Origin of the sequence: Mycolicibacterium houstonense (assembly GCF_900078665.2) — a bacterium.
In the GTDB taxonomy this organism is placed as follows: Bacteria; Actinomycetota; Actinomycetes; order Mycobacteriales; family Mycobacteriaceae; genus Mycobacterium; species Mycobacterium houstonense.
In genome coordinates, this window is sequence record NZ_LT546207.1 from 4,521,272 (window position 1) to 4,544,947 (window position 23,676).

A 23,676-nucleotide genomic window follows, 5' to 3' on the forward strand; every position below is an offset into this window, starting at 1 on the left:
TCGTCTACGAGGACACGAGTGTGCCGCAGGCGCGGACGGTTCGACGGCGTGCCAGGTGAGCGACCATGGTTCTTACTCACCCCGACGAGGACCACGCTTTTCTGGGTTCCGGTTATCCGCCGGTCATCGCCCCCGCGACCGTGTTTCCCGAGGCGCTGTCGGTCGCTCGGTACTTCGCCACTGCCGCGTCCAGATTGGAACCAAAACTCGTGGCGTCCGCCGCCGCCGCGGCCGTGCGTTCGGCAAGGGCACTGCCAGCCGCACGGCACGCCGACGCCGTCTGTAGGCCGTTGACTCCACCCGCAGCGGTGTTCAGCGGAACGTCCAACTGCAGCGCCCCCAATGCCGATCCCGCCTCACGAAAGGCGGCACCAGCGCTGGTCAACGCATCCGGGTCGACCTGCAATTCGTCGCTCATCAGTTCTCCCCCTGTGCCTGAAAAGCGTGAAAGCGTCAGTGCAAACGCAGGTTTCGGAGCAGGTCGTACACGCCGGCGATCCACAGCAGCAGCGGGATCACGGCGGCAATGGCGGCGCCATCGGTCAGCTCGAGGATCCGCTTGGTCACCGGTGACACTCGACGCACGCCGTCGGTAGCGCCCACCGCGATCACCGCGACCAACCCGACCGCCGTGTAGATCGCCAGAACCATCCAGGCCTCGGCCGGATACCACAGGCACAGACGCACCATGACGCCGGTAGGCACGGCAATCGCCGCCGCCAGCAGCGCCCAAGAGCACCACCGCTCGGCGTACAGCCGGGACCGGAAGCCACAGATCACGGCCACCAGTCCGGCCACGATCATGCTGTGCACGAAGAAATGGCCCTGGACCACAACCGCGATCGCACCAATCGACAGCACCAGTGAACCGGCAGAGAGGAAGCCAATCAACAGCTGGCGGGTCAGCAGGCTGCGTTCCTCCAGCCGCGCCGCCGATTCCGGCACCGAGGCGATGATCGCCTTCCAGGTGGGTGACGCATCATCGACCTCGTCGGGTGTGATGACGGGATCAAGCAGTTCGTCGTTGGACACCGTCTCACCAGGCACCGGGATCGGCGGCAACGCGATGCGGGCAACAGCGACAGTCAATTTGGCGGCGTTCGTCACCACGATCAGGCCGAACGCGATGGCGCCCGCAGGCACCCAGAAGCCCCCGCCATAACCGACGGCAATCGCCCCACCGGTGACGGCTATCGCCAACACTGCGAGGAATGCAGCCACGTCGGCGCGGTGACGCGGTCCACCACGGGTGGCCAACGTCAACAGCAGGATCACCGCTCCCGCGCCCGCGAGCTGTGGTGCGCCAAGGGAATCCGCGTCATACGGCAACGGCACGGCCAGCGCTGCGGCACCGGCCAAGACGATCGTCGAGGCCAGGAGCAGGCTTTCGGCCAAATCCAGGTTCTCGTAGCGGCTCTGCGCGGTGAAACTGCCGCCCAGCAGGCCGAGGCCGAACAATCCCAGCGCCGCAGCCCACCACCAGCCTTCGCCGGCACCGCTCCACGACAACAGCGACATCACGGTGATGACGGTGGCGACCACCGGAATGGCCAGGCCGACGAACCGATCCAGCGCGGTCCGGTCGAACACCGGAGACTCGTCGAGCACCGCGATCGCGTCGATCACGTCCTCGACCAGGGGACGGTACCGCTCGGTGCGGCTGACCGAAACCAGCGTCAGCAACGACCCGTCGACCACTCCGGCGTCGTCCAGGGACTCATCGGCCTTCAACGGAGGTGCACCCGGACGCGCGAACGCCCACATGCCCTGTTCCGAGAAGTCGAAACCGGCGAGGGTGTCCTTCGGGGTGTCCTCGAGCAATTCGCCGAGCACACTCACGGTTTCGTCGATGTACGTCTCGATCGGCGCGGTGGCCGGCAACACCAGATCCGTCATCCGTTTACCGGTGAGGATGGTGACCCTGGTGGTCGACGGCCGGCTAGGAGTCCCGCTCGTCGTATCGGCGGCGGCTGCGGTCGCGGTCAACGCCGTTCAAGCCTGTCGAAATCGTCGGACAGGGCAGCGGCCAGCTCGGTGATGCGGCGCTGGTACGTGTTGCTGAGCAGCTCCAGCTGAATCTCGGTGCCCGCCGCGATGTGCTTGTCCCAGGGCAGCACGATGACACGGCCCGGAGGCACGTGCCGTTCGAACTGCTGCACCAGGTCCTCGACGTCGACGTTCGGTTTACCCGGGGTGACGTGATTGATGACGACACAGGATCGGCCGAGCAGATCCTGATATCCGTTCTGGCGCATCCAGTCCATGGTGATGGCCGCCTGACGGGCCCCGTCGATCGAGGCGCTGGCCACGATGACCATGCCCGAAACGCTGGAAAGCACACCGCGCGACGCCTTTTGGAACAGGCCGGCGCCGCAGTCGGCGAGGACCAGGTTGTAGTAACGCGAGACGACCGCGGTGGCGCTCTTCCAGTCCTCGTCGTTGAACTCGCGCTGTGCGCCGCTGTAGTCCTCGGACGACAGCACCTCGAGATTCGACCCGTTCATGCTCGTATATGCACGAATGTCGTTGTAGCGCGACAGTTCCTGATCGGCGAGCAGATCGGAAATGGTGGCCGCGGACTGCCGACCGGCACGGTCGGCGAGGTTTCCGCCATCCGGGTCTGCGTCGATCGCCAGAATGCGGTCGCCGCGGACCTTGGCCATGGCCGAGCCCAGCGCCACCGTGACGGCGGTCTTGCCGACGCCGCCCTTCAGACCGAACACGCCGATCTGGTACGAATCGCGGGCATTACGCCGGATCCGGCTGTGCAATTCGAGTTCGTAGATCTCATCGGGCGACAGACCCAGGTTGATCCGCGTCGTGAGATACAGCCAGTGCCGCCATCCACGTTGCGACGGCATCTTCACGCCGGTCTTCACCCCGACGTGCGACAGCGCGTCGATCGCGCGGTGGTTGCCCATCGTTGCCGCGGAGGTCGGTCCGGGTGCTGCCGGGGTCGGGATCGCCTGCCCCGCCCGCCACGCACCACTCACCTCGGGATCGATATCCGCGAACTGGGAGGGAGCGGGACCGGGCGCAACACGCGCCACCGGGCCGGGCGCCGGCCGGGCCTGCTCATGGCGAGCACCCGGGCCGAACTGCTGCTGCTGCGGCGCGCGCAGCATGGAGTTCTGCGGCCACTGGGGCGCGGTCGCCGGCGGCTGCGGCATGGGCGCGGGCATCTGCGGCGTGGTCTCCGCGTGCCGCGGCTGCGCGGGCTGCGCTGCCGTCTGAGTCTGAGTGGGCGCCGTGCGCGCCGCAGGGTCCACGGGTACATCCGTGGCGCTGGTCTCCCCGACCGGGGGCGGCGGTGGCGTGGCCGTGGTGGCCTTCAGAATGGCATCTCTGTCCACGATGGCCGTGGCGTCGTCGACCGGCTTACCCGGTTCCGACGAGTGAAAGAGCCGGTCATAGTCGGCCGACATGGGGACCCCTCAGATAGTCAAAACAGATGGTTAGATCTTTACACCCAAGCACAAGTGGTGGGCGGGTTCGGCCAGGACCAGACGGCCCGACCTTCCCCCGCCCACCACAGCAGGTGTTTCGTCAGGCGAACAACCCCGTGACGCCGGCCTCGGTGGTCGCCATGGTCGAGCCGGCCTCGCTGATGGCCTGCGCGAGGTTCTGCAGGGCCAGGTTCAGCTCCTGAGCGTTGTTGTCCCAACGGGTCTGGACCGCCTGGTAAGCGGACGAGCCCTCGCCGCCCCAGACCTCGGCCAGCGTGGCAAGCGAAGCCTTGCCCTCGTCGAGCAGAGCGTTCGTCTGGCCGACGGCGCCCATGATGTCGCCGGCGCTGCTTTCGATTCCAGCAAACTGATAATCCATGTTTTTCTCCGATTCTTAAGTGGTCAGTGGATGGGTTTGTCAGATGTTCATCTGCGAATGCAGCGCGCTGGCCTGGTCGTCATCAGTCGACTGGTACTGCGTCGCGGAGGTGTGGATGTTGTTCGAGATGTCCGCGAGCTCCTGGCGCACCTTCTCGGCCGCCTCGTGGAAACGGATCAGCGCGTTCTGAGCGGCGGCACCCGCACCCTCACTGTTCAGCTGGGCCTTCAGCGCGTTGGCACTGCCCTCGACGTGGCCCATCACTGCCTGCAGCTCGCCCGAGATTCGGTCGAAGTTGGCGGCTTCCTTGATGAGGACCGGATTGTCAGTCTTCATATCTGCCATGTTGGATTCCCCTTATTTCCCTTTGTCCTCACCAAGAGATGTGGCGAGTCCCCCGGCCGGGTGGCCGGAAAGTCATGTGTCGTGGACGGACTGACTACCAGTCGTCGTCGTCATTCGCGGCCTGGTCGTACGTCAGCGTCGTCGGCGCGACCAGCGCGTCCTTCGTCTTCTCTTCGGTCTGGCCCTTGGCACCGGCGCCGGTCATCGGTGCACCGCCGCCGGCGGCGTTGACCGGCGCCACCGGCCCAACGGCGCCCGATGCACCAGACATGGCCGCCGGTTTGGCGTCCCCGCTGATGCCCAGCATCGAGGACAACAGCTCTGTCCGAGGCGGAGATCCCAGCGCACCGGGCAGCGACGTCGCACGGACCAGTCCTGCTCCCGACGCCGGACCGGAGCCACCCGCGAGCGGATGATTCGAGAACGGCGTCGCCCCTATCAAGCCAGCCTGCATGCCCGATTGGTTTCCGCCCATGCTGCTGAACTGGCTGACCATCTGGGTGACCTGCTGCAACGGTTGGGTCAGCGTCTGCATCGGGCTCTGGATCATCTGGGGAATCTGCCCCGCGATCTGCCCGACCTGCTGACCCATCTGCATGGCCATCTGCATGCCCTGCTGCATACCGGTCTGCTGGGTCGGATCCTTCTGCTGTTGACCGGCGTTCTCACCCTTTTGCGCCGCACCGACCGCCCGCTGTTGGGCGGAGTTCGCCTGTGCCGCAGCGTTACCGGCGACCAGACCCACCGACTCCATCGTGGCCAGTGCGGACACCCCTTCGATCGCGGCGTTGCGAATCAGGCCCTGGGCCGCGCGCGGTACCGTCGACGCGACCGCCGCCGCCACCGTCGTCTCACCAACGCCGGGAATCACGATCGGCTTCATCGGCACAAGTGGCTCGAACAGCAGGTTGACGGTGGTTTCGGCGTGATACGCCTCCATCGCACCAGCAGCCTGATTCCACATGCGCACGAAGTAGTCCATCTCGTTCAACCCGATCGGCACGGTGTTGATACCGAGAAAGTTGGTCGCGTTCAGAACCGCATTGGTGATGTGGTTCTGCTCGATCTCCGGAATCGGCGGAGTGGTAGCCAACGCCAGGGAGTAGGAGCTGGCTTGAGCACTGGCCTGCAAGGCGCGCTTCTGGGCCTGTAGCACCATGGTCCGCAGCCACATGATCATCGGCATGGTCGCGGAGACGGCCCGTTCACTCGCCGACCCACTCCACACCGAGGTCAAGTTGCTCAGCGCCGCTGCCAACTCGTCGGCCTGGGTCTCCAATAGGATTGCCAGCCCCTCCCAGCCCGCTGCCGCCTGGAGCATCGGTGCCGGGCCCGCACCGCACATCAACCGTGCGGTGTTGACCTCTGGCGGCATCGCGAACCAGGTCGGAGGGACGGGCGGTACGGCGACCATTGCTGGGAGACCCTAACTCTGACGAATCGTGCCTGTTAAAGCGTGGTGGCGTTGGCCGCGTCGACCGTGCGGTAGATGTTGGCGGCCTCGAGGTACGCCGCGCCCGCTCGGGCCAGCTCCTCCTGGGCGAAGGTGTTCACCGTCAACGCCTCCACACCTTCGCTGGCGAACGCAGCAGCGGCCATGGCCGAAACCTCATCGGCACCGGCCGGAACCAGCGCGGTGACGGCTGCCGAAGCGGTGGTGCCGCCGGCCAGCCCGCGGGCGGCGTTTGCGATCACCTGTGCCGCAACACCTTCCGCGGCCTGGTTGTGCATCAACGGTTGCATTTGCTTGCTCCCCTGTGTCGTTCTGAAATAACCAGGGACAAGCACTCAAAAGCGACGTGGCAGATGTTTGCCATGTCACCAAGGAACCTGTCCCCCGATCCCTTTGCTGGCGGGCCGCCGCCAGCGTTGCTGAGTGCGTTGAATAAATACTAACTGCCCTATTGGGGTGGTGAGAACACTTCTTCTTCGGGCGGATCGACATAGGCCGCCTGAATGACTTCCTTTCCATCCGGTGAAACCAGAAATGCCTGACCAGGTGGCCTTTTCTTGACGATGATGTCCCGCGACGGGAAGTCGTTCTTCTCCCCAGAAAGGAACAACGTCGGCGAACCGGCCCCATAAGCCGCACCCACGAACTTGTCCATCGTCGACCGATGGGCCTGGCTCATCTGGCAGGTCACGATGATGTGCAGACCGATATCCGCGGCAGCCGGCAGCAACGGACCCAACGGCGCCATCGGCGACATCATGCCCGCGGCAGCCACGACCATGTGCCAGTCGTCGACCAACAACACCACATCAGGGCCGCTCCACCACGACCGCGCCCGCAACTGCGCCGTGGTCAGGTCAGGCGGCGGGAGGCGTTTCTTCAGGTTGAAGGACAACGCCTTGATCGCCTCCTCCAGAGAGGCACTGTTGCGGTTGATCGCACCGGCGTCCAGCAGATGCGTGTCCGGCACCGCGTCGAGCAGGCCGGACCGGTAGTCAGCCAGCATGAACCGCACCTGCTGCGGGCTGTTCCGTTTGCAGATCGCCTGTGCCACAGCGTGCGCGATGCGGGTCTTGCCCGATTTCGGCGCGCCGAAGATCAGCAGGTGCGGCGTCACGTTCATCTGGTTGTAAGCGACGGTGAGGTCGGCCTCACGCACGCCCAACGGCACCTGCCAACGCGTCCGGTAGTCGGCGTCCGGGCCGGGCGGGTTCGGATCGAGCTGGTGCAGGTAGATCCGTTCCGGCAGCACCCGCACCTGCGGCGCCTGATCCGTGTGGCGCGCGGCCACCGCCTGCACACCAGCCGAGATCGCCTCGACGATGTTCGCGGCGCTGTGCACGCCGTCGAGCCGAGGAACACCGATCATCAGATGGTGCTTCTCCAACGAGATGGCGCGGCCCGGGCGGCCCGCCGGGATGTCCCGGGTGATCCGGTCGATCTGCGTCTCGTTGACGTCACCGAGCCGGAACTCCACCTTGGTGCCCAGGTAGTCACGCACACGCGACTTGAGCTCGGTCCATCGCGGCGTCGAGATGATGACGTGCACACCGAACGCAAGTCCCTGGCCGGCCAGGTCCTGTACCGAAGGTTCCAGATCCGGGAACTCGGCCACGAACGCCGGCCAACCGTCGATCACCAGGAACACATCGCCGAACGGGTCCTGATAGGCCGGGTTGTTGGGGTCTTCGCGCATCTCGCGGTAGGCCGAGATGGACCCCACGCGGTATTGCTTGAACACCTGCTCCCGGGCCCTGAGCACGGCCTTGACCTCGGCCACCACCCGGTTGACCCGGTCCGGTTCGGCACGGGTGGCCACGCCGCCCACGTGCGGCAGGTCCTCCATGTACATCAAGCCACCACCGCCGAGGTCGATGCAGTAGAACTGCACCTGCCGCGGCGTGTGGGTGGCGGAAGCCGACAGGATCAGCGTCTGCAGGAACGTCGACTTGCCCGTCTGCGGCGCACCGCCGACGGCGATGTTGCCGCCCGCCGCGGACACGTCGACACCCCAGACCTCCTGGCGGTGCCGGCGCGGCTCGTCCATGATTCCGAGCGGAAAACGCAGCGGCTGACGCTGGTAGTCGCGGTCGACCAGTTCATTGACGGGGGTCGGGTCCAGCAGCGGCGGCAGCCACATCTTGTACGCGCGGCTCTCGCCGGTGGCCAGCTGACCGAGGACCACCTCACGCAACACCCTGGGTTCAGCGTCCGTGCTCATCAGTTCACCGCCGTATCGAAGATGGGAGTCGTCGTGAACTGGTGGATCCGCACCCGTGCCTGACGCTTCGCGCGCGGCTTGGCCTCACCGTCGACCGAGTCGAGATCGGCCGGAACGTAGTTGTTTCCGGTGTAGACGGCCCGGAACTTCACCGGATCCTCCATACCGACGCGCAGGAAGCCCACGCCGCTCTCCTTGTTGGTGATGTACTGCGCCTCGGGCGTACCGATCACCGCCTTGGATTCGGCCGAACTGGTGGTACGCAAGGCAATTCGGTACGTCAGGTTGGGCTCGAGCTTGTCGATGCGCGCACCGCCGGTGTTCAGCGACTGCGTGGCCAGCAGCAGGTGCACCCGCAGCGAGCGGCCCACGCGACAGATCCGGTCAAACAACTGGATGAAGTCCGGATGGTTCTGCAGCAACTCGGCGAACTCGTCGACGACCACGAACAGTGTCGGCAACGGCGGCAGATCCGCACCACGCTCGCGGTGCTTCTCGTACTCGGCCACGCCGGACAGCGCACCGGCGGCGCCCACCTGCATGCCGGCCTGACGCAGAATCGACTGGCGCCGATCGAGCTCACCGGTGAGCACCTCGCCCATGCGGCCGACGAGTTCGGCTTCCTCCTCCATGTTGGTGACGACGGCCGCGGTGTGTGGCAGCTTCTCCATGCCGAGGAACGTCGAACCACCCTTGAAGTCGGTGAGCAGCAGGTTGATCTGGTCGGGATGGTGGGTCGCCACCAGCGACAGGATCAGGGTTCGGAGGAACTCCGACTTGCCCGAGCCGGTGGTACCGATGAGCATGCCGTGCGGGCCGGCACCGAACTCGGCGCCTTCCTTGATGTCGAGATAGCTGATCTCGCCCGACTTGAGCTCGTGACCGAACGGGATCCTGAGCCGGTCCCGGTCGGTGTCGGCGTACATGCGCCACCGGGCCGGCACGATCTCCTCGATCGACTTGGCGCCGACCAGGTGGTGCCACTCGGTGGACACCTTCTTCTGCACTCGGACGTTCTTGTCGATGATCGTGCCGGTGATCGACCAACCCGCGAGCTTCCGGGCGATCCGGCCGGCCTGCGCCGGCGTCATCCGGTCGGCAACCCGCGTCACCTCGCGATAGTTCTGGTTCGGCAACTTGTCGTCGGCCGTCCCGTCGGAATCAACGCGCAGCCGGTAAGCGGAGCCGCGGTGGTTTCCCAGGGTGAGGACCGTGACCCCGGCCCGGCCGTCGACCGGGAAGCCCGCCTTTCCACCGGTGAGGTCGACCACGATGACGTACGGGCCGCCGGGCGCCGCGTCGGCGCTGTGCGGTCCGCGTGCGGTCAGATCGCTCAGGCCGTCGGGACGGGTGTAGACGAGCCGGGTGGGTCCGGCCGCGTCGGTATCGGTCTGGTGCTGGACGTGCGGCAACCACTTGAGCCACGACCAGTTCGGATCCTCCGGATTGTCGGTGAGGACCCGGATCTGGAGCAGGTCTGGCGGATGGAACACCGCCAGATGGCAGATCATCGCGGTCAGCAAGGCCGAGGCGCCGTCGATGTCACCACCCACCGCGATGGTCGGAAATGTGCGCAGCTGAACAAGTTTCGGGCAATCGTGGATCAGGCCGTGGGTTCGCAGGAACTTTGTCACCCACATGTGGCTCACCGGCTCAAGGTGCGGCTGCGGCGCGCCATCCGGGCCGGCCAGCTCGCCGCTGGTGTTCGGTTTGAGGAGCCGGTCGACCGCGATCTCCGCACCGATCCCGATACGGGTGGCCGCGTAGAAATCGGAGTTGGCCTGACGGGACCACTGCCGATGCGTGCCGATGATCGAGAGCAGATCTTCGGGATGTGGCGCGTGGTAACCGAAGAACGCCACCTGGGCCGAGGCCGACGACGTCACGCGGGTACGCAGCCCGGCCAGGTATCGCAGGTATTCCTTGCGGTCGGCGTTGATTTCAGGGACTTTCTTGCCTCCGCCACCACCCGCGCCCATGAAACCGACGGTGCCCATGATCATCATCAGCGGCATCATCAGCATGTACGGAGACAGCTGACGCACACCGGTGAAGATCATGATCGCGATCATGCCGAGCATGCAGCCGCCCATGACCCACGGCATGGCCTTCTGCATGCCCGACGGCGGGATCTCGATACCGAGGTCGTCCGGTGGGGCGACGTTGATCTCGCCCGGCGTCAACCGCGGTCCCCGCTTGATCGTCGGCGTGAATTTCTTGGTGGTCATGAGCCTTGCTTACTTTCGACTTTGCGCGGATTGGGATCGGCAGGCAACGTGTCGTGCTCCAACAACGCTGCTTCCTTCGACAGCACCGGGCCCTCCACCAGCAACCCGACGACCTGCCACGGCGCGTTCACCGGACCTGACAAGCCCAGGTTCTTCGCGGCATCGTCGTTGGCGACGCCATACCGAACCCCTTGGGGGTCGATGTAGTACAGGCTTTCGCCGACTCGGGGGTCGGGCGACTGCAACCGGATGAACTGCCCGCCTTCGATGTACACCGTCGCGTCACCACCGATCTGATCGATCCCGGTACCCACGGCTGTCGACGGAATCGGCAACCGGCGGCCGGCGATGACCGTGGTCTTCGGCGCCTGATCGCCCGGCTCACGCTGCCACGCCCAGCACAACACCGGCGAGTCCTGCCGCAGCAATACCTCCAACGGCTCGTCCGGCAGCGGCGACACGTACACCTGCTCGGCGATCTTGGCGACCACGCTGGCCTCCACCGACGGCGGCTGCAACAGACCGTAGGAGTTGGTGGCGCGCAACGCCGCCGCCGTGGGGTCATTGATGCGAGCTACCCCGTCCGGCAACACCACGTAGTGCTGCGGATCGGATTCGGTTGCAGTTCGGAACACCGATCCGATCACCAGATTCTCGGGCAGCCCAACGGTATTCGGCGCACCGGCGGCCGGGATGGCCGGAAGCTGCCATGGGCCCATATTCGCCAGCGCATTGAACAATCCCTCGGATACCGGTGTTGCTTTCGCGGTGACGGGGATACCGACCGCCGAGCTCACCGCGCGGTCGGCGAGGTCGATGCTGTGCCGTCCTTCCGCGGTGACCAGCCAGTTGGCGCCTTCGAACGACACCAACATGCCCTGGTTCGCACGCATCGGGCCGACCCCCGAATCCGTTGCCAGCGAACGGATCAGGATCGCCTGTTCGACCTTGGGCGCCGAGCTGTCGGCCTTGGCTACCGTGTCGCACAGCGTCCACCGGGATGCGGGAGCACCCGTCGGTGTCGCATACGGCGCGCCGGGGATGCCGATCGGTTGCCCCTTGGGCATCCGATTGAGCTCGTCGGACTTCACCGCGGCCGGATTGCCTGCATTGCCGAGAGCCAGCCGGGCGGAGGTGAGGTTGTACACCGGACGCAGGAGATTGCTTCCGGGCAGCATCACATAGAGCTGATTGGTGGTGCGGTCCACCACCAACTGATCACCGCTCTGCTTGCCGAGCGGTTTGAAGTACGCCATCAGAGCAGCGCCCAGGCAGATCACCACCGAGATCACAATCCCGGCGAACACAGCGCGGCTGTAGAACTGCAGCGGGTCGTCGAACATCCGGGTGTCCCGGCGCACGATCGCGTGCTCGACGCGGCGCAGCAGAAAACGCCATCCGCTGACCTGGACCTTGGTGGTGAGCCGGAAGCCTGCCATCCCTATTCGCCGATGTTCAGGCGGCTGTGAACCGCCGAGATCGCCGCAGCCATGTCGTCCCCGTTGACCTCACTGAGTTGCTCGACACCCAGGTTCTCGAAGTCCATCGACTTGGCCAATCGCATGTCACGGTTCTGCTCGCCGGCTTCCACGAGTTGCCGTGCGTAACGACCGTTACCGGCGATGTCCAGCGCCGGCTTGCCGTTCAGGGTGCGCTGGCTCAACAGCATCGCCGCTTCGTGCACCCGCTTGGCCGCCTCCTCGTCGAGTTGCGAGTCATTGGCCTTGGCAATGACTTTGGCGATGTCGACGATGTCATCGGGCGAATACGAGTCGAACTCGATGCGGGTGGCGAAACGCGACCGCAAACCGTCGTTGGACTCCAGCAGTCGGTCGATGTCATTGCTGTAGCCGGCGATGATCACGACCAACCGGTCACGGTCGTTCTCCATCCGGGCCAGCAGGGTGTCCAGGGCCTCGGTACCGAACGGGTCGGCGCGGCCGTCGCGCTCCTGCACCAGGGTGTAGGCCTCGTCGATGAACAGCACCCCGCCCAGTGCCCGGTCGATCGTCTTGGCGGTCTTGACCGCGGACTGTCCCTCGTACTCCGCGACGAAATCCTTGCGCGAGGTCTCGATCAGCTTAGGCTCGGCGATCACCCCGAGACCGGCCAGGATGTTGGCCACCACGCGAGCGATCGTCGTCTTACCGGTACCGGGCGGCCCGGCGAAGATCATGTGCTTGGAGGTCTGGGCCACCTTCATGCCGCGGGCGGCACGGATGCGAGCCATCTGGGTGGCGGCGCGGTATGCCTCGATCTGTTCCTTGACCCGGCTCAACCCGATCTGCCGGTCGAGCTCGGCTTGTGCCTCGGCCAGCAGCTTGTCGCGCGCCGACGTATCCGCCACCACACTGGACGGATCCCATGGATCCGTTCGCGACGCGATTTTCTCGGCGGTGGTGGTCTCCAGTCGATAAGCTGGATCACGCAGCGCCGCAGTGACTTTCGGTTCTGGAAAGTTGGCCTGTAGCCATTCCAGGAGAACCTGGGCGGACTCCTCGTTACCTTGGTAGCGCCGCGCCATCGCCAGGTACCAGGCGATCGCCGGTGCACAGGCCTGGCCGGCGGGGGTGTCGTTGGCCTCGGTGAGCCGACGGTCGGCCTCTGTGAACAAACCGAGGTTGGCGGAAGCCACCCCATGGGCCACACCCGCGGCCGCGGCCAGGAACTTGTCCGGCCACCGATCCGCGCCGCGCACCTGCTCGATCACATCGGTCCAGCGTTGCGCCGCACCGTAGATCACCGCCTTGACCCACGCCACCAGATGATCGGACCCGCCGGCCGGAGCGTCTTCCAACGCCTCCATCGCGTCGGCGAAGTTGCCCTCGGTCGCCTCCTGAACGGCGAAGCCCATGGTGATCGCCAGCGGCGAGTTGATCGGATAAGAGATGTCCTTGCCGTAGATGCCGCCGATCGGTATCCGAGCGCCGACACTGTTCATCGAGATCTCAGCCGAGCCGGCCAGTTGACCGAAGTTCGAACGCGAATACCAGGCCCGGAACAACGTCGCCCGATCAGTGTCGCCACAACGGATACGCCCCACCCACGCGTCGCACGCCGCCTCGTCGTACGTCGTGATCTCGGTGAATATTTCGAGCGAGCGAGCCGGCGAGCCGGACAGCATGCCGACCGCGCTACCGAACATTCCAGCAAGGTGGTCAGCCATCATCGCCTCCATAGCGGGTCGAAAAGACCTGGGCCCGGGCAGCGTCGGCTTGCTCCGGGGTGAGCAGATCCAGGTCACGGGTGAGAAAATCGCGGGTCGCCGCGTCGTCGTGCCCATGTTCGCGCATTCCCGCGAGCATGAACGAGTACTGGGCGGACTTGGCCTGTTGGGCGGCGAGGTCCGCGATCACCAGGATCTCCTCGGCGAGATCCCGCTCGGTCAGGTCAACGATTCTGGGTGCCAGCTCGATCTCCCGCACCCTGCCATCCATGAACACCGTCACCGTGACGGTTTCCGGCGGATTGGTGACGGTGAACAACGGCACGCCGAGACTCTCGTCCTCATGCCCTGATCGGCCGTCAGACGTTGCCTGGTCGCCCGAATCTGCACCGCCGAGAAATCCATCGTCGTTGTAGGTCCCGAGCGCATCGAGAGCCGCTTTGTCCGAACCGTCGTCCGCGTACGTGAAATCCAACGCCGAGAGGCCGTCATTGTCGTCATCGTCGTCGTCCGGGTCATGTGGCGGAAAGTCACCCACCGTTGCGGCCTCTCTCAGTGCAGGTAGGAACTATCCGAATCAGGCTTGTCGTACCACGAGCCTGACGGCAAGAATTCGACCAACCCGTCGAGGGCGCGCTGAAGGTTGTCCTTGGTACCGGTGAGGAAGCTGCCGTAGAGCTCACCGTTCACTCGCCGCGGGATGGATACGATGCGCCCCTGCCTCGAATCGAGCACACCCGCCGCCACGTCCACCTGCGAGGTGGTGCCCCCCGGGTGCCGCTCGGTCGCCACGAGTTCCACCCAGCTTTCGGGCTCGGAGATGATGCTTGCGTACACCCGAGCCGAGGTCGGTGGAATGCCGTAACCGGTGAGCTCGTCGGCGGTACGGCAATTCGCCAGGGTTGCCGCGACGCCGGTCAACGGCTCGACATTGGCCGGTGAGCCCTCACCGAGCACGGTGTTCACCATTCCGGCCAGGCCCACCTGGGCAGCTACCCGTTGCAGAACCAGCATGTCGTTGTCGCGCGCGGCGACGACATGACGGCCACCCTTGCGGCAGACCACGAACCGGATCATCTTTCCGCCGAGGTCGCGGCGCCACCACCGGCCCTCGATCGTGCGATCGGGACGGCTCAGCGTGTCGAGCATGGCAGCCACCTCTGGGTGGGGAGTGCCGAAGACGTCGAGCACTCCCTGAGCCGTGAGATCACGCTCGACCTGTTCCCACACGGTCTTGCGCAGATCTGGCTGAGGAATGTTCAGCCGGATCCCCATCGAGGGCGGGAAATCTGTCAATCCCAGCTTGTCCGCGACCACCAGGATCCCGTCGATGGTCAATTCGACCGCAACGACGTCGTCGATCGGAGGTGCGCTGGCATCGATTTCATACGGAGTAGTCATGTCTTCGCCCCTTACCGGACAGTTCCGTCGAGGACGCCGCCCGCGGCCGAATCCGTCCGGTCATATCTGCCGGCCGCGTGCGCGAGCTTGTCGCCGAGGTCCTGCGACGCCCGGGCCAGACAGGTGCCCGCGGCTCGGCGTGCGTTCATCGCCGCCTGGACCGCAGCGGCCGTCGACGATGAAATGGGTCCGTGCGTCGCGCGCACCGCAGCGTCGATTCCTTCGACCGCCCCGGTAGCCGTCACCAGGCCGGATGCGGCCTGGCCCTGTCTGACTGACAGCTCGTGCAAATGAGCGGTGGCAACCCGCAAATCTCCCGACATGAATCCCCTCGATTCGTGTTATTCCAGAACCTCTGCCTGAGTGAGCACGGCAGCAGATCCGGGAATACCGCGCTCTAATGTAGCGGGCACCGGCCGGCGTAGCTGGCCGTGCTCCAAATCCGTCGATATGAACATCGTCCGCGGCTCTTGCCCGGGCCTCCCCAGGGAGGCGGGCCCGAGGTCCGGCGGCAGCGTCTTCGCAGGTCCGTCGTTACCTTTGCCAGCGGAATCGTTGTCTGGGCCCATACCAGGGGGTGCATCCGCCAGCTCGTCTTCGCTCGAGGGTTCAACGGTGGCGCCGCGATCGTCCTCGCCGGACTCGTCGTCTTTGCCGTTCTCCCGCTCCTCGGGCTCATCGGCCGAGTCGGTCCCGTTGACCGACCCGGCGCCGACCGCCCCGGCACTTTCGTCCGGCTGGCTCGCCGCCTGTGCAGCCTGCCCGGCAGTCTGGGTGGCGATCTGAGCCGCCTGACCTGCCGCCTGGGCAATACCGCCGATGATTCCGGCGATCGTTCCGAGAATCGGCCCGATCAGACCTGCCAGCGCGCCGGCCACCTCGCCGCCGGGAGCAACGGGCGGTGCCGCCGGTGTCTGGGCACTCGGTGGCGGAGCGACGGGTGCTGTCGGTGACGACTGAGCCATAGCCCCCTCCGGTGGTGCCATAGGTGGCCCGGCAGTGCCAGCCGACGCTTCGCCAGATCGTGCGGCGTTGACGTCCGCGGGTTCACCGAATTCCTCAGGTTCATCGGTCGCATCGCCGGTGGGCGCATCGGGTTCATCGACGCCGTCATCGTCGCGTTCCGCAGGGATGCCGGCGTAGAGACTCACCGCGTCCCGCACCGCGGCGGCGTTGGCGCCGGCGTTGTCGTGCATCGCCATCAGCTGACTTGTCGACTCCCCGACCGCCCTGGCCACCATTTCCAACTCGGCCCTGGCTTGCGCAGCGTGACCGGCAGGGGTCAAAGATCCGACCGCACCGGTGACCACGCTCATGCTGCCCAGCCAGTCGGATTGGCGGTCGAGACCATCTCGGACCGCCGAGATCTGCTCGGCCTCGCGATTCAACACCGACGCCACCAGCCGGTCCGCTTCCACCATCGCCTGCGAGTCACCGACCAGTTTCTCGTTTCTGCCGGTGTAGGTGGTCGACCCCGTCCCCTCCCAGCCGTTGCCGGGAAACGCCGCGGTCAATGTCTGTAAGGCTGCGGCAAAGCCTTGCGCGCCCACGCCGAACCGCGTCCCGGTATCCGGATCGCCGACCCCCGTCGTGAGCTTGATGCCCTCGATGATGCGCTGGCCGGCGGCCAACACCGGGGACCCCGCCGCAGCAACAGGCTGACTCGCACCGCTGCGGTCTTGGCCTGACGCGGCCATATTCGCCGACGATTTCATCGCACTTCATCCCTCCGCCCGCACCGAGGCTAACAGCGGCTTCATCACCCCCACCGCACCAAATTCGGAGAGGTCCATGGCCGGTAGGTAACGAGTTTCGGCAAATGCACTCACCTGAAAAATTTGTGTGCGAGAGGGGCCAGAGGCGCGCATAGGATCATCACGTGCAAGCGCCGAATGTCGACGGGCAGCAAAATGCCGCGCCGGCAATCCAACGATCGTGCCGAACACCGTTGGACGCTTCCGTGATTGATACTGCTTTGTGCGTGGGCGTTCACAGCGCCTCGCCAACCGTTGTGACCATGTCGTCCTGGCGACTCGCCGGCCCGATGTAACCGGAGACTTCGATATGTCCCGTAGCAAACACACCAGCCCGGCGGTCCCATCGACACCGGGGACCGTGTCCCCGAAGCCCGCGCGACGCAGGATGGCCGCAACGTTCCGCGTCATCGCCACAGTGCTCGCTGCGACTGCGGTGGTCGGTGCAGTCACTGTGCTGCTCGTGAACTACGTGGCCAAGGTCGTGCCAGGCGAGCCGATGACGCTGCTCTACGACCCCAACAGCGTTGGGGGCCTGGCCGTCACGGACGGGCCGAGCGGGCTGCGTGATGACGCGCCCGCCCCCACCGGTACGGTGCAGGACACCGACAACGGAGAGATGGACAAGCTGGCCCTCGCGTCGGTCAACGATGTCGAACAGTTCTGGGAGCAGGCCTATCCCGGCGCACTACACGGCGCGTTCCGACCGATCCGGAACTTCGCGTCCTACGATTCGAGGAATCCGCAAACACCGGAATTGTGCGGCTCGAGTCCGTACAAGAATCCGAACGCGTTCTACTGCCACCGAGATCGCCTGATCGCCTGGGACCGTGGCCAATTGCTGCCCGCAGGCCAGAAGTATTTCGGCCAGATGAGCGCGGCGGCGCTCATCGCCCACGAGTACGGTCATGCCATCCAGCGGATGGCCAGCCTGGTGAACCGACGCACGCCCGTCATCGTCTTCGAACAACAGGCCGACTGCTTCGCCGGGACGTACATCCGCTGGGTGGCTGAAGGCCATTCGCCGCGCATGACGATCAGCACCGGCGACGGCCTGAACAAGGTTCTTGCCGCCGCGATCGCGATCCGCGATCCGCTGATCACTCCCGAGACGGCTGAGCTGCTCGAAGAGGGACACGGCACCGCGCTGGACCGGATCACCGCCTTTCAGATGGGGTTCAACACCGGGGTTACCGCCTGCACCGCCATCAACATCGACGAAATCGACCAGCGCAGAGGCAATCTCCCGATCGCACTCACCGAAGATGCGGACGGGGATCAGCAGAGCGCCGACGCGCCGATAAACGAACAATCCCTGGAAACCCTGATGGAGCTGCTCAACCAGATCTACGCTCCCGCAGATCCCCCAGAGCTCGTCTATGACTCCGAACCTTGCCCGGATACCGCTGCATCCGAAGCGCCGGCCAACTACTGTCCGGCGACCAACACCATCAGTCTCGACCTGCCTGCGCTGGCCGAACTCGGCACTCCCGCAGACGAATCGAGCCGGGTGCTGATCCAAGGCGACAACACCGCGATGTCCATCGTGGCGTCCAGATACATGTTGGCCCTCGAACACCAGAAGGGCCTCACCCTCACCGGGGACAACGCAGCCTTGCGCACGGCCTGCCTGACCGGAGTCGCCAACAGGGACATGGCTGACCCGGTGACGCTGCCATCCGGTCAGCGGCTTCAGCTCACCGCCGGAGACCTCGACGAGGCGGTCGCCGGCCTCCTCACCAACGGTTGGGCCGCCAGCGGCAACGACGGCGAGAGCGTTCCGGCGGGCTTCACGCGGATCATGGCCTTCCGGTCCGGCCTGACCAGCAATCCCGATCAGTGCTTCCAGCGGTTTCCCTGAGCACCTTGCTTCGAGAACGCCGGGACGGACGTTCGAATTGTCGCCGCATGACGCGAAATTGGTGATCAGCGCGTTGCCAGGGACGCCTTAGGCTTCATGACGTACCGCTGATGCGAGGCCAGAACAGGAGACCCTCGGCCATGACCTATCCACACGAACAGTGGCCATCGAACTCGAGCTCCGGTCTGCCGCCCCAGCCTGACAATCAACCCGGCTACCCAGGCGGGCCCACGACAAACTATCCCGCCCCTGGTTGGCCGGCACAGTATCCGGCTTATCAGCCCGCGGCGCCGCGTAAGTCATCCACCGCTCTCATCATCGGATTGATCGTCGGGGCAGTGGTCATCACGCTCGCCGTTTTCGTCGCTCCCTTGGTGTTCTTCGCCAAGGTCAGCAGCGACCTCAACGACTCCATCTCTCAAGGGATCGGCGACAAGACCGAGCAGATCCTCCAGGACGAACTGGAAGTCACCTTCGGCGAATTTGTGCGCACCGACACCGAATACCGCGACAGCGGGAAACTGCCGGTGACATTCCGCAACAAGAGCAGTGAACGCGCCACGTTCTACGTACAGGTCGAAGCCCTCGACTCCAATGGTGATCGCATCGCCGAAGACAGGGCCAGCGTCACCAGTCTGTCGCCGGGCCAGTCCACCAGCGACGAGTTGTTTACGATCTCGGACAACGTCGACGAGCTCGAAGGCGCCACGTTCCGCGTTGCCAGCGTCTCCAAGTACTGATCGTCCCGTCACTCGGCCGGCCTGGATACGGTTGTTCCCCTGTGGCGGCGATCATTCCGTGGCGAGGAGTAGCGAACGCATCGCGGCCATGCTCTCTTGACCGTGGCCCGGCACACCCGGACCCGATACACCGGGCCAAATGCCGAGGCCTGACCACCCGGGAAATGTGAGGCACAGGCCGCAGCCGCACGTCATTACTTGGCCGCCACAGAGATCGCAATCAAGTCCCGGCTCAAACAGCCCGGGTTCAACCGGTTCGCGCCGCCATCCCGGGCCCCGAAAGCGAAAAGGTGGCAGGCAACTTTCGTTGCCTGCCACCTTTCGGGTCAAAATCAGTTACATGCCCACAGATCGATGTAGCCGCTGCCTCCGGGGATCGCGCTCAGCGCGGCGCGGGTGGCAGCTGCGAGGGTGGGACCGTGTGCTGACTGGACGTGGGTGTCGTTTCGCACGGCGACGCCACAATCGGTGAAGTAGTTCAGTGCCTCGCAGCTGGTCCATCCGCAGTACTGGATGGCCGCCTGCTGGGCTTCCCTGGCGGACGGGTAGTTCCATACCACCGCGCCGGCACCGTTTTCCGAGTAGGCGATGGAGCCATACGACAATGCGGCGTTCGCCGTGGTCGGGTTCGCCACCTGAATCGCGGTGACTGCCAGGATGCCGACGCCGGCCGCAGCCACCCGGCGCCCAATTGCTTTGATTTTCATGCTGTTCTGGTGTCCTTTCGGGCTATCGCTCAGTTGGGCGGGGTGATTGCCGGCTTTTCGGCGGTGACGGTCTTGCCGAAGTCCGACAGGGTCATGGTGACCTTGGCTTCAGAAGCATCGCCGACATTGATCTGAGCCTGGACCAGGTTGTGTGGATCGCTCTCCGCGATCCACACGGTGACCGGCCAATCCTGGGACTGCTCCGGAGCTTTCCGTGCGCCTGCCAGCACGGCGACATCGTTGGTCGAGGCAGTCGCGGCGATCTTGGTGGTCGGGATCCCATTGATGGTCTCCGACCCTTCGACCTTGGGGTCCTTCAGATTGGACAGCGCGTTCGCCAAGCCGTTGCTCGGATCGAAGATCACCGAGAGGTTGTAGATCGAGTTGCCGTCACCGTAATCGAACCACTGGCCCGGAACTGCGATGTCGGAGTAAAGGTGGCCGTCCACGTAGATGAGCTTGGCCGTTTGCGTTTCCTGGCCCATCTGAACAGTGGCCTCGCCGGTGGCGACGACGGCGGGCTTGCCGGCGACGTCGGCTTCCAGTTTGGTGACCTTGAGGTTGGGCACCTTACCGTCGGCGGTGAGGACTATGTGGGCGCTGGTGACGTTCTTCATCGCCTCTGCCGATTGGGAAATCAGTGTGCTGGCATCGCCGTTGGAGTCGGACTTGTTCGACTCGGAGCCTTGCGTGCCGCAACCTGTCAAGGCCAGCGCGGCCGCGGCGGCGGTCGCGATCGCAATTTTGAAACGCACCTTCATTGGTCTCTCTTTCTGTCGGTGGAAGCGCTCTACCGATGCGAATTGCCCCCGGCAAAACCCTCGCAGTTACTTTAAGCGTGAAATGGGGAGCTTCATTGCAGGATTTTTCGCAGCATCTCCTCCCCCGATTCCATTCTCAATGGACCTTCTCGGCGATTTTGCCAGCTATCTCAGCCGCATGGTCTGCCTCCGTCGGGCCGCAGGCTAGGACGTCGATAGCAACGTTGGAGACGATCTCCAGCACGTGCTGGCAGCTACGGCCAGGCATGCTGAGGATGGCGGTAGGCCGACCGTCGACCAACGAGACCTGCCCGACGTTGATCGCCGTCGCCGGCTGACCCGGGGGTGTCAGCGTGACAGTGGTGTTGGCGCATGGCTGCCAGAAATTGATGTGGTCGGACTGAGCCGTCGCAGCCTTCTCCGCATCCGGATACAACATGAGGTATTGGGTCACAGTCGTATTCGGGTCTGTGGAGGTCAACTCGCTGCCCGCGATACCTGATGGGTTGCTCGCCCCCCAGGCCTGCGTGTTTCCCGGGCTCACCACGCCGGTGCAGTTGGGCGGCGCGGCGGTGGCCGTGCTCAGCGCGGTCAGCGGTGTCGGTCCGGAGGCGGTCAGTGCGCCGCCTCCCACGATCGAGCCGACCGCCGCCGGATCGAGAAGCAGCCCAGCCAAATCGGCTGCGGCAACCGGCTTCTGTGGTGGAGCGTTGCCTTGGGTGGGCACACTGGGCATGGAAGTCGGCGCCGGCCTATTCGAACTGCCGTCGCGGGTGAGGTACGACATGCCGCCCAGGAACCCGGCGATCAACACCAAGGCGACGATCGCGGTCGCGACCCTGCCTCCGGCGCCCCGCTCGCCGGCGGGCAGACGCAACCGGCGCAGGACCACGATGGTCGCCACGATTCCCATGAGCAGGAGGACACCGACGTCCAACAGCCACCACGAAAGCTGGTGACGCCACAGCGGGTCATCGATGTAGTTCGCCGCGTCGGCCTCCATCAAGTCGATGCTCGACGCGCCGGAGGCGAATCCCCATCGGACCGGGAGCAGGTACGAGATCTGGTTGAGGCCGAGCCGCCCGGTGACCGGGATGAGCCCACCGGAGAAGACGATTGCGCTCATCAATACCACGACGAGCATCGGCATGATCCAGTCACTGGTGCGCGCGAGCGACGACAACCACAGACCGACGATCGCCGAAACGATGGCGGTGAGCGCCAAGGCCAGGTAGAGGTCCCACACCGGATTTCCCACCAGCAGCGAGCCCTGGGTCGGGCCGCCCTTGACCACCACGACGATGGCCGTGAGCACAGCGATCTGAACAGCCGCGGCGACACTGTAAACCGCGATCTTCGCCGTCAGGTAGGCGCCGGCCGACAGCCCGACCGACTGTTCTCGGCGGAAGATGCTGCGTTCACCGACGAGGTCGCGAACCGTGAGCGCTGTACCCATGAAGACCGTGCCGATCACCATCAGGCTCAACAACTGATTGGGCTCGTCGGGCGCACCGCCGTCCAGGCTGGCCTTACCCAATCCGACCGACCCCTGCACCACCAAGGTCAGGGCGCCGAGGATGAATGGCAGCAGCGCCAAGAAGGCGGTGTAGCCGCGGTCGGCGAAGATCAGCCGGACCTGCCGGGCCGCCAGCGTACCGATCTGGCGGGCAGTACTGGTGCGAGCCGGATCGCCCAGTGGCCCAGGCGGACTCGCAGGAGCGGCAGGCGCGGCGGCCGCCGGATTCTTCTGCAGGAACACGGCGTGCGCAGCGTCCGGGTTTGCCGCGACCCAGGCGAAGATATCGGCCCAGTCGTTGGTGCCGATCGTCGCGGCGACCTGTCCGGGCGGGCCCGCGTAGGCTGTCTTACCGCCGGGGGCCAGCAGCAGCACCTGGTCGCACATACTCAGATACGTCAGTGAGTGGGTGACGACGATGACCGTACGCCCGGCATCCGCCAGGCGCCGCAGCATCGCCATCACCTCACGGTCGAGGGCAGGGTCGAGGCCGGAGGTCGGCTCGTCGAGGATTAATAAGGACGGGCCGGTCAGCAACTCCATGGCGACCGATGCACGTTTGCGTTGTCCACCGGACAACTTGTCCACCCGAGTGTCGCGGTGGTTGGTCAGTTGAAGTTCATCGAGGACCCGGTCGACGACCGCGCGGCGGTCGGCCTTGCCAGTATCGGCGGGGAGGCGAAGCCGCGCAGCGTAATTGAGCGCCTGGCTGACAGTGAGCTGTCGGTGAACCACATCGTCTTGAGGCACCACGCCGATGCGAGACCGCAACGACGCGTACTCGGCATGGACGTCGTGACCGTCGAATCGCACCTGGCCCGATGTCGGTTGAGTGACGCCACCGACCATTTTGATCAGGGTGGACTTACCGGCTCCCGACGGGCCGATGACGGCGGTCAACGTGCCTGGGCGCGCGGTGAACGACACCGACGACAGCAACTCGCGCCCATCGATGGTCAAACCGAGCTGATGGGCCTCGATACCGCCCGTGGCCGGCGTCCGGTCCTGCGTCCGCAGCGTGGTTCCGTCGAAGGTGAGATCGGTATTGCCGATCGTGACGACATCTCCGGGGCGCAGCGTCGCCGCTGGCATCCGGACACCGTTGACGAAAATGCCGTTGTTGCTGCCATTGTCATGGATTTGAGTTCCCGACGGCGACGCCAGCAGGTAAGCGTGCACCCGTGAGGCCAGCGGATCATCGACGTGAATCGCGGCGGTGGAGTGGCGGCCGATGGTGATCGCACCGGCTGGAAGCGCAGGCGTCGAGCGTTGCGGCAGAACTTTTTTCACCACACCCGTCATCCGGGCCAGCACATCGTCGTCGTCGACCGCCGATGCGACGGGCCCGGGCGCGGGTGATGGACGAGGCGGCGGTGGANATCTCCGAGGCTGATCGCGATGTCGTCGCCGATCGGTATCCTGGCCTGACGGACACCGCCGACGTAGATTCCGTTGCGGCTCTTGTCTTCGGCCATCCACTGCCCGGTGCGCGCCGAGAGGATCACGTGTTCACGCGAGATCGCCTGCTTGGCCGCGACTTCCACACGAATATCGGCATCGGCGGCGCGGCCGACGACCACGTCCTTGCCGGGAGGGAACGTGTACATGGCCTCGCCCAGCCAGACAACCAATGGTGGGGCCGTCGTTACCGTCACGATGCGCTCCTTCTCGATTACCGTCTCGCCGAGTGGTGGTCAC

General features: G+C 65.3%; 21 protein-coding genes and 1 pseudogene. 2 read left to right on the forward strand and 20 right to left on the reverse strand.

The features are described from left to right. Positions 1–112: 112 nt before the first annotated feature. The 16 genes from BN4332_RS22665 to BN4332_RS33325 all read right to left on the reverse strand — a co-directional run bounded on the left by BN4332_RS22665 (position 113) and on the right by BN4332_RS33325 (position 16,585). Complete coding sequence (locus tag BN4332_RS22665) at positions 113–418, reverse strand: DUF6317 family protein (protein ID WP_066901764.1); 306 nt, start codon at positions 416–418, stop codon at positions 113–115. A 35-nt stretch (positions 419–453) separates the two neighbouring features. Further along, entirely contained in the window at positions 454–1,986 is a 1,533-nt protein-coding gene (eccD, locus tag BN4332_RS22670; RefSeq protein ID WP_074133152.1) for a type VII secretion integral membrane protein EccD, read from the reverse strand. Beyond that, complete coding sequence (locus BN4332_RS22675) at positions 1,983–3,425, reverse strand: MinD/ParA family ATP-binding protein (protein WP_066901766.1); 1,443 nt, start codon at positions 3,423–3,425, stop codon at positions 1,983–1,985. Before BN4332_RS22675 ends, eccD begins: the two co-directional genes overlap by 4 nt. A gap of 121 nt (positions 3,426–3,546) precedes the next feature. Next, the gene (locus BN4332_RS22680) at positions 3,547–3,825 is read right to left on the reverse strand and encodes a WXG100 family type VII secretion target (RefSeq protein ID WP_066901767.1); all 279 of its coding nucleotides are present in this window, start codon (positions 3,823–3,825) and stop codon (positions 3,547–3,549) included. A gap of 39 nt (positions 3,826–3,864) precedes the next feature. Further along, entirely contained in the window at positions 3,865–4,170 is a 306-nt protein-coding gene (locus BN4332_RS22685; RefSeq protein WP_066901768.1) for a WXG100 family type VII secretion target, read from the reverse strand. A gap of 94 nt (positions 4,171–4,264) precedes the next feature. Then, the gene (locus BN4332_RS22690) at positions 4,265–5,584 is read right to left on the reverse strand and encodes a PPE family protein (RefSeq protein WP_096866968.1); all 1,320 of its coding nucleotides are present in this window, start codon (positions 5,582–5,584) and stop codon (positions 4,265–4,267) included. Between the two features lie 35 nt (positions 5,585–5,619). Next, positions 5,620–5,913, reverse strand: a complete 294-nt coding sequence (locus BN4332_RS22695) for a PE family protein (RefSeq protein ID WP_066901769.1) — start codon at positions 5,911–5,913, stop codon at positions 5,620–5,622. A gap of 158 nt (positions 5,914–6,071) precedes the next feature. After that, positions 6,072–7,844, reverse strand: a complete 1,773-nt coding sequence (gene eccCb, locus BN4332_RS22700; protein ID WP_066901770.1) for a type VII secretion protein EccCb — start codon at positions 7,842–7,844, stop codon at positions 6,072–6,074. Beyond that, positions 7,844–10,072 carry a type VII secretion protein EccCa gene (eccCa, locus tag BN4332_RS22705; RefSeq protein WP_066901771.1) on the reverse strand — a complete coding sequence of 743 codons (2,229 nt, stop codon included), beginning with the start codon at positions 10,070–10,072 and terminating at the stop codon, positions 7,844–7,846. The genes eccCb and eccCa overlap by 1 nt, the downstream gene beginning before the upstream one ends. Then, entirely contained in the window at positions 10,069–11,511 is a 1,443-nt protein-coding gene (gene eccB / locus BN4332_RS22710; RefSeq protein ID WP_066901772.1) for a type VII secretion protein EccB, read from the reverse strand. The genes eccCa and eccB overlap by 4 nt, the downstream gene beginning before the upstream one ends. Before the next feature lie 2 nt (positions 11,512–11,513). Further along, positions 11,514–13,238, reverse strand: a complete 1,725-nt coding sequence (gene eccA / locus BN4332_RS22715; protein WP_066901797.1) for a type VII secretion AAA-ATPase EccA — start codon at positions 13,236–13,238, stop codon at positions 11,514–11,516. After that, on the reverse strand, positions 13,231–13,776 hold the full coding sequence (locus BN4332_RS22720; RefSeq protein WP_066901773.1) for a secretion protein EspD: 546 nt from the start codon (positions 13,774–13,776) through the stop codon (positions 13,231–13,233). The genes eccA and BN4332_RS22720 overlap by 8 nt, the downstream gene beginning before the upstream one ends. Positions 13,777–13,790: 14 nt before the next feature. Further along, positions 13,791–14,639 carry an ESX secretion-associated protein EspG gene (locus tag BN4332_RS22725; protein WP_066901774.1) on the reverse strand — a complete coding sequence of 283 codons (849 nt, stop codon included), beginning with the start codon at positions 14,637–14,639 and terminating at the stop codon, positions 13,791–13,793. Positions 14,640–14,650: 11 nt separating this feature from the next. Beyond that, positions 14,651–14,962, reverse strand: coding sequence for an ESX-1 secretion-associated protein (locus tag BN4332_RS22730; protein ID WP_066901775.1), 312 nt, complete (start codon positions 14,960–14,962; stop codon positions 14,651–14,653). 18 nt (positions 14,963–14,980) lie between these two features. Next, on the reverse strand, positions 14,981–16,336 hold the full coding sequence (locus BN4332_RS22735; protein ID WP_074133153.1) for an EspA/EspE family type VII secretion system effector: 1,356 nt from the start codon (positions 16,334–16,336) through the stop codon (positions 14,981–14,983). A 24-nt stretch (positions 16,337–16,360) separates the two neighbouring features. Further along, on the reverse strand, positions 16,361–16,585 hold the full coding sequence (locus BN4332_RS33325) for a hypothetical protein (RefSeq protein WP_160110911.1): 225 nt from the start codon (positions 16,583–16,585) through the stop codon (positions 16,361–16,363). Positions 16,586–16,781: 196 nt separating this feature from the next. Between BN4332_RS33325 and BN4332_RS22740 the strand changes: the two genes are divergently transcribed. Both BN4332_RS22740 and BN4332_RS22745 read left to right on the forward strand, forming a co-directional pair. Further along, positions 16,782–18,254, forward strand: a complete 1,473-nt coding sequence (locus BN4332_RS22740; RefSeq protein WP_066901777.1) for a neutral zinc metallopeptidase — start codon at positions 16,782–16,784, stop codon at positions 18,252–18,254. 140 nt (positions 18,255–18,394) lie between these two features. Continuing rightward, entirely contained in the window at positions 18,395–18,994 is a 600-nt protein-coding gene (locus BN4332_RS22745; RefSeq protein WP_220096862.1) for a hypothetical protein, read from the forward strand. A 332-nt stretch (positions 18,995–19,326) separates the two neighbouring features. On the opposite strand, the gene BN4332_RS22750 is transcribed toward BN4332_RS22745, so the two are convergent. The 4 genes and pseudogenes from BN4332_RS22750 to BN4332_RS22760 all read right to left on the reverse strand — a co-directional run. After that, the gene (locus BN4332_RS22750) at positions 19,327–19,701 is read right to left on the reverse strand and encodes a DUF4189 domain-containing protein (RefSeq protein WP_074133154.1); all 375 of its coding nucleotides are present in this window, start codon (positions 19,699–19,701) and stop codon (positions 19,327–19,329) included. A 29-nt stretch (positions 19,702–19,730) separates the two neighbouring features. Then, the gene (locus BN4332_RS22755; protein ID WP_066901780.1) at positions 19,731–20,462 is read right to left on the reverse strand and encodes an LppX_LprAFG lipoprotein; all 732 of its coding nucleotides are present in this window, start codon (positions 20,460–20,462) and stop codon (positions 19,731–19,733) included. Between the two features lie 136 nt (positions 20,463–20,598). Next, a complete protein-coding gene (locus tag BN4332_RS35605; RefSeq protein WP_435405206.1) occupies positions 20,599–21,249 on the reverse strand; it encodes a sensor domain-containing protein in 651 nt (216 codons plus the stop codon). A gap of 72 nt (positions 21,250–21,321) precedes the next feature. Further along, positions 21,322–23,585: pseudogene (locus BN4332_RS22760) on the reverse strand (ATP-binding cassette domain-containing protein); the annotation flags it as partial. Positions 23,586–23,676: the final 91 nt, after the last annotated feature.

Coding starts and splice junctions, on each gene's coding strand:
- BN4332_RS22690 (WP_096866968.1), bottom strand. CDS start 5,584: ATGGTCGCCGTACCGCCCGTCCCTCCGACCTGGTTCGCGATGCCGCCA.
- BN4332_RS22675 (WP_066901766.1), bottom strand. CDS start 3,425: ATGTCGGCCGACTATGACCGGCTCTTTCACTCGTCGGAACCGGGTAAG.
- BN4332_RS22755 (WP_066901780.1), bottom strand. CDS start 20,462: ATGAAGGTGCGTTTCAAAATTGCGATCGCGACCGCCGCCGCGGCCGCG.
- BN4332_RS22685 (WP_066901768.1), bottom strand. CDS start 4,170: ATGGCAGATATGAAGACTGACAATCCGGTCCTCATCAAGGAAGCCGCC.
- BN4332_RS22735 (WP_074133153.1), bottom strand. CDS start 16,336: ATGGCCGCGTCAGGCCAAGACCGCAGCGGTGCGAGTCAGCCTGTTGCT.
- BN4332_RS22695 (WP_066901769.1), bottom strand. CDS start 5,913: ATGCAACCGTTGATGCACAACCAGGCCGCGGAAGGTGTTGCGGCACAG.
- eccA (WP_066901797.1), bottom strand. CDS start 13,238: ATGGCTGACCACCTTGCTGGAATGTTCGGTAGCGCGGTCGGCATGCTG.
- BN4332_RS22740 (WP_066901777.1), top strand. CDS start 16,782: ATGGCCGCAACGTTCCGCGTCATCGCCACAGTGCTCGCTGCGACTGCG.
- eccB (WP_066901772.1), bottom strand. CDS start 11,511: ATGGCAGGCTTCCGGCTCACCACCAAGGTCCAGGTCAGCGGATGGCGT.
- BN4332_RS22665 (WP_066901764.1), bottom strand. CDS start 418: ATGAGCGACGAATTGCAGGTCGACCCGGATGCGTTGACCAGCGCTGGT.
- BN4332_RS35605 (WP_435405206.1), bottom strand. CDS start 21,249: ATGTCGTACCTCACCCGCGACGGCAGTTCGAATAGGCCGGCGCCGACT.
- BN4332_RS22750 (WP_074133154.1), bottom strand. CDS start 19,701: ATGAAAATCAAAGCAATTGGGCGCCGGGTGGCTGCGGCCGGCGTCGGC.
- BN4332_RS22730 (WP_066901775.1), bottom strand. CDS start 14,962: ATGTCGGGAGATTTGCGGGTTGCCACCGCTCATTTGCACGAGCTGTCA.
- BN4332_RS22680 (WP_066901767.1), bottom strand. CDS start 3,825: ATGGATTATCAGTTTGCTGGAATCGAAAGCAGCGCCGGCGACATCATG.
- BN4332_RS22745 (WP_220096862.1), top strand. CDS start 18,395: ATGACCTATCCACACGAACAGTGGCCATCGAACTCGAGCTCCGGTCTG.
- BN4332_RS22725 (WP_066901774.1), bottom strand. CDS start 14,639: ATGACTACTCCGTATGAAATCGATGCCAGCGCACCTCCGATCGACGAC.
- eccCb (WP_066901770.1), bottom strand. CDS start 7,844: ATGAGCACGGACGCTGAACCCAGGGTGTTGCGTGAGGTGGTCCTCGGT.
- eccCa (WP_066901771.1), bottom strand. CDS start 10,072: ATGACCACCAAGAAATTCACGCCGACGATCAAGCGGGGACCGCGGTTG.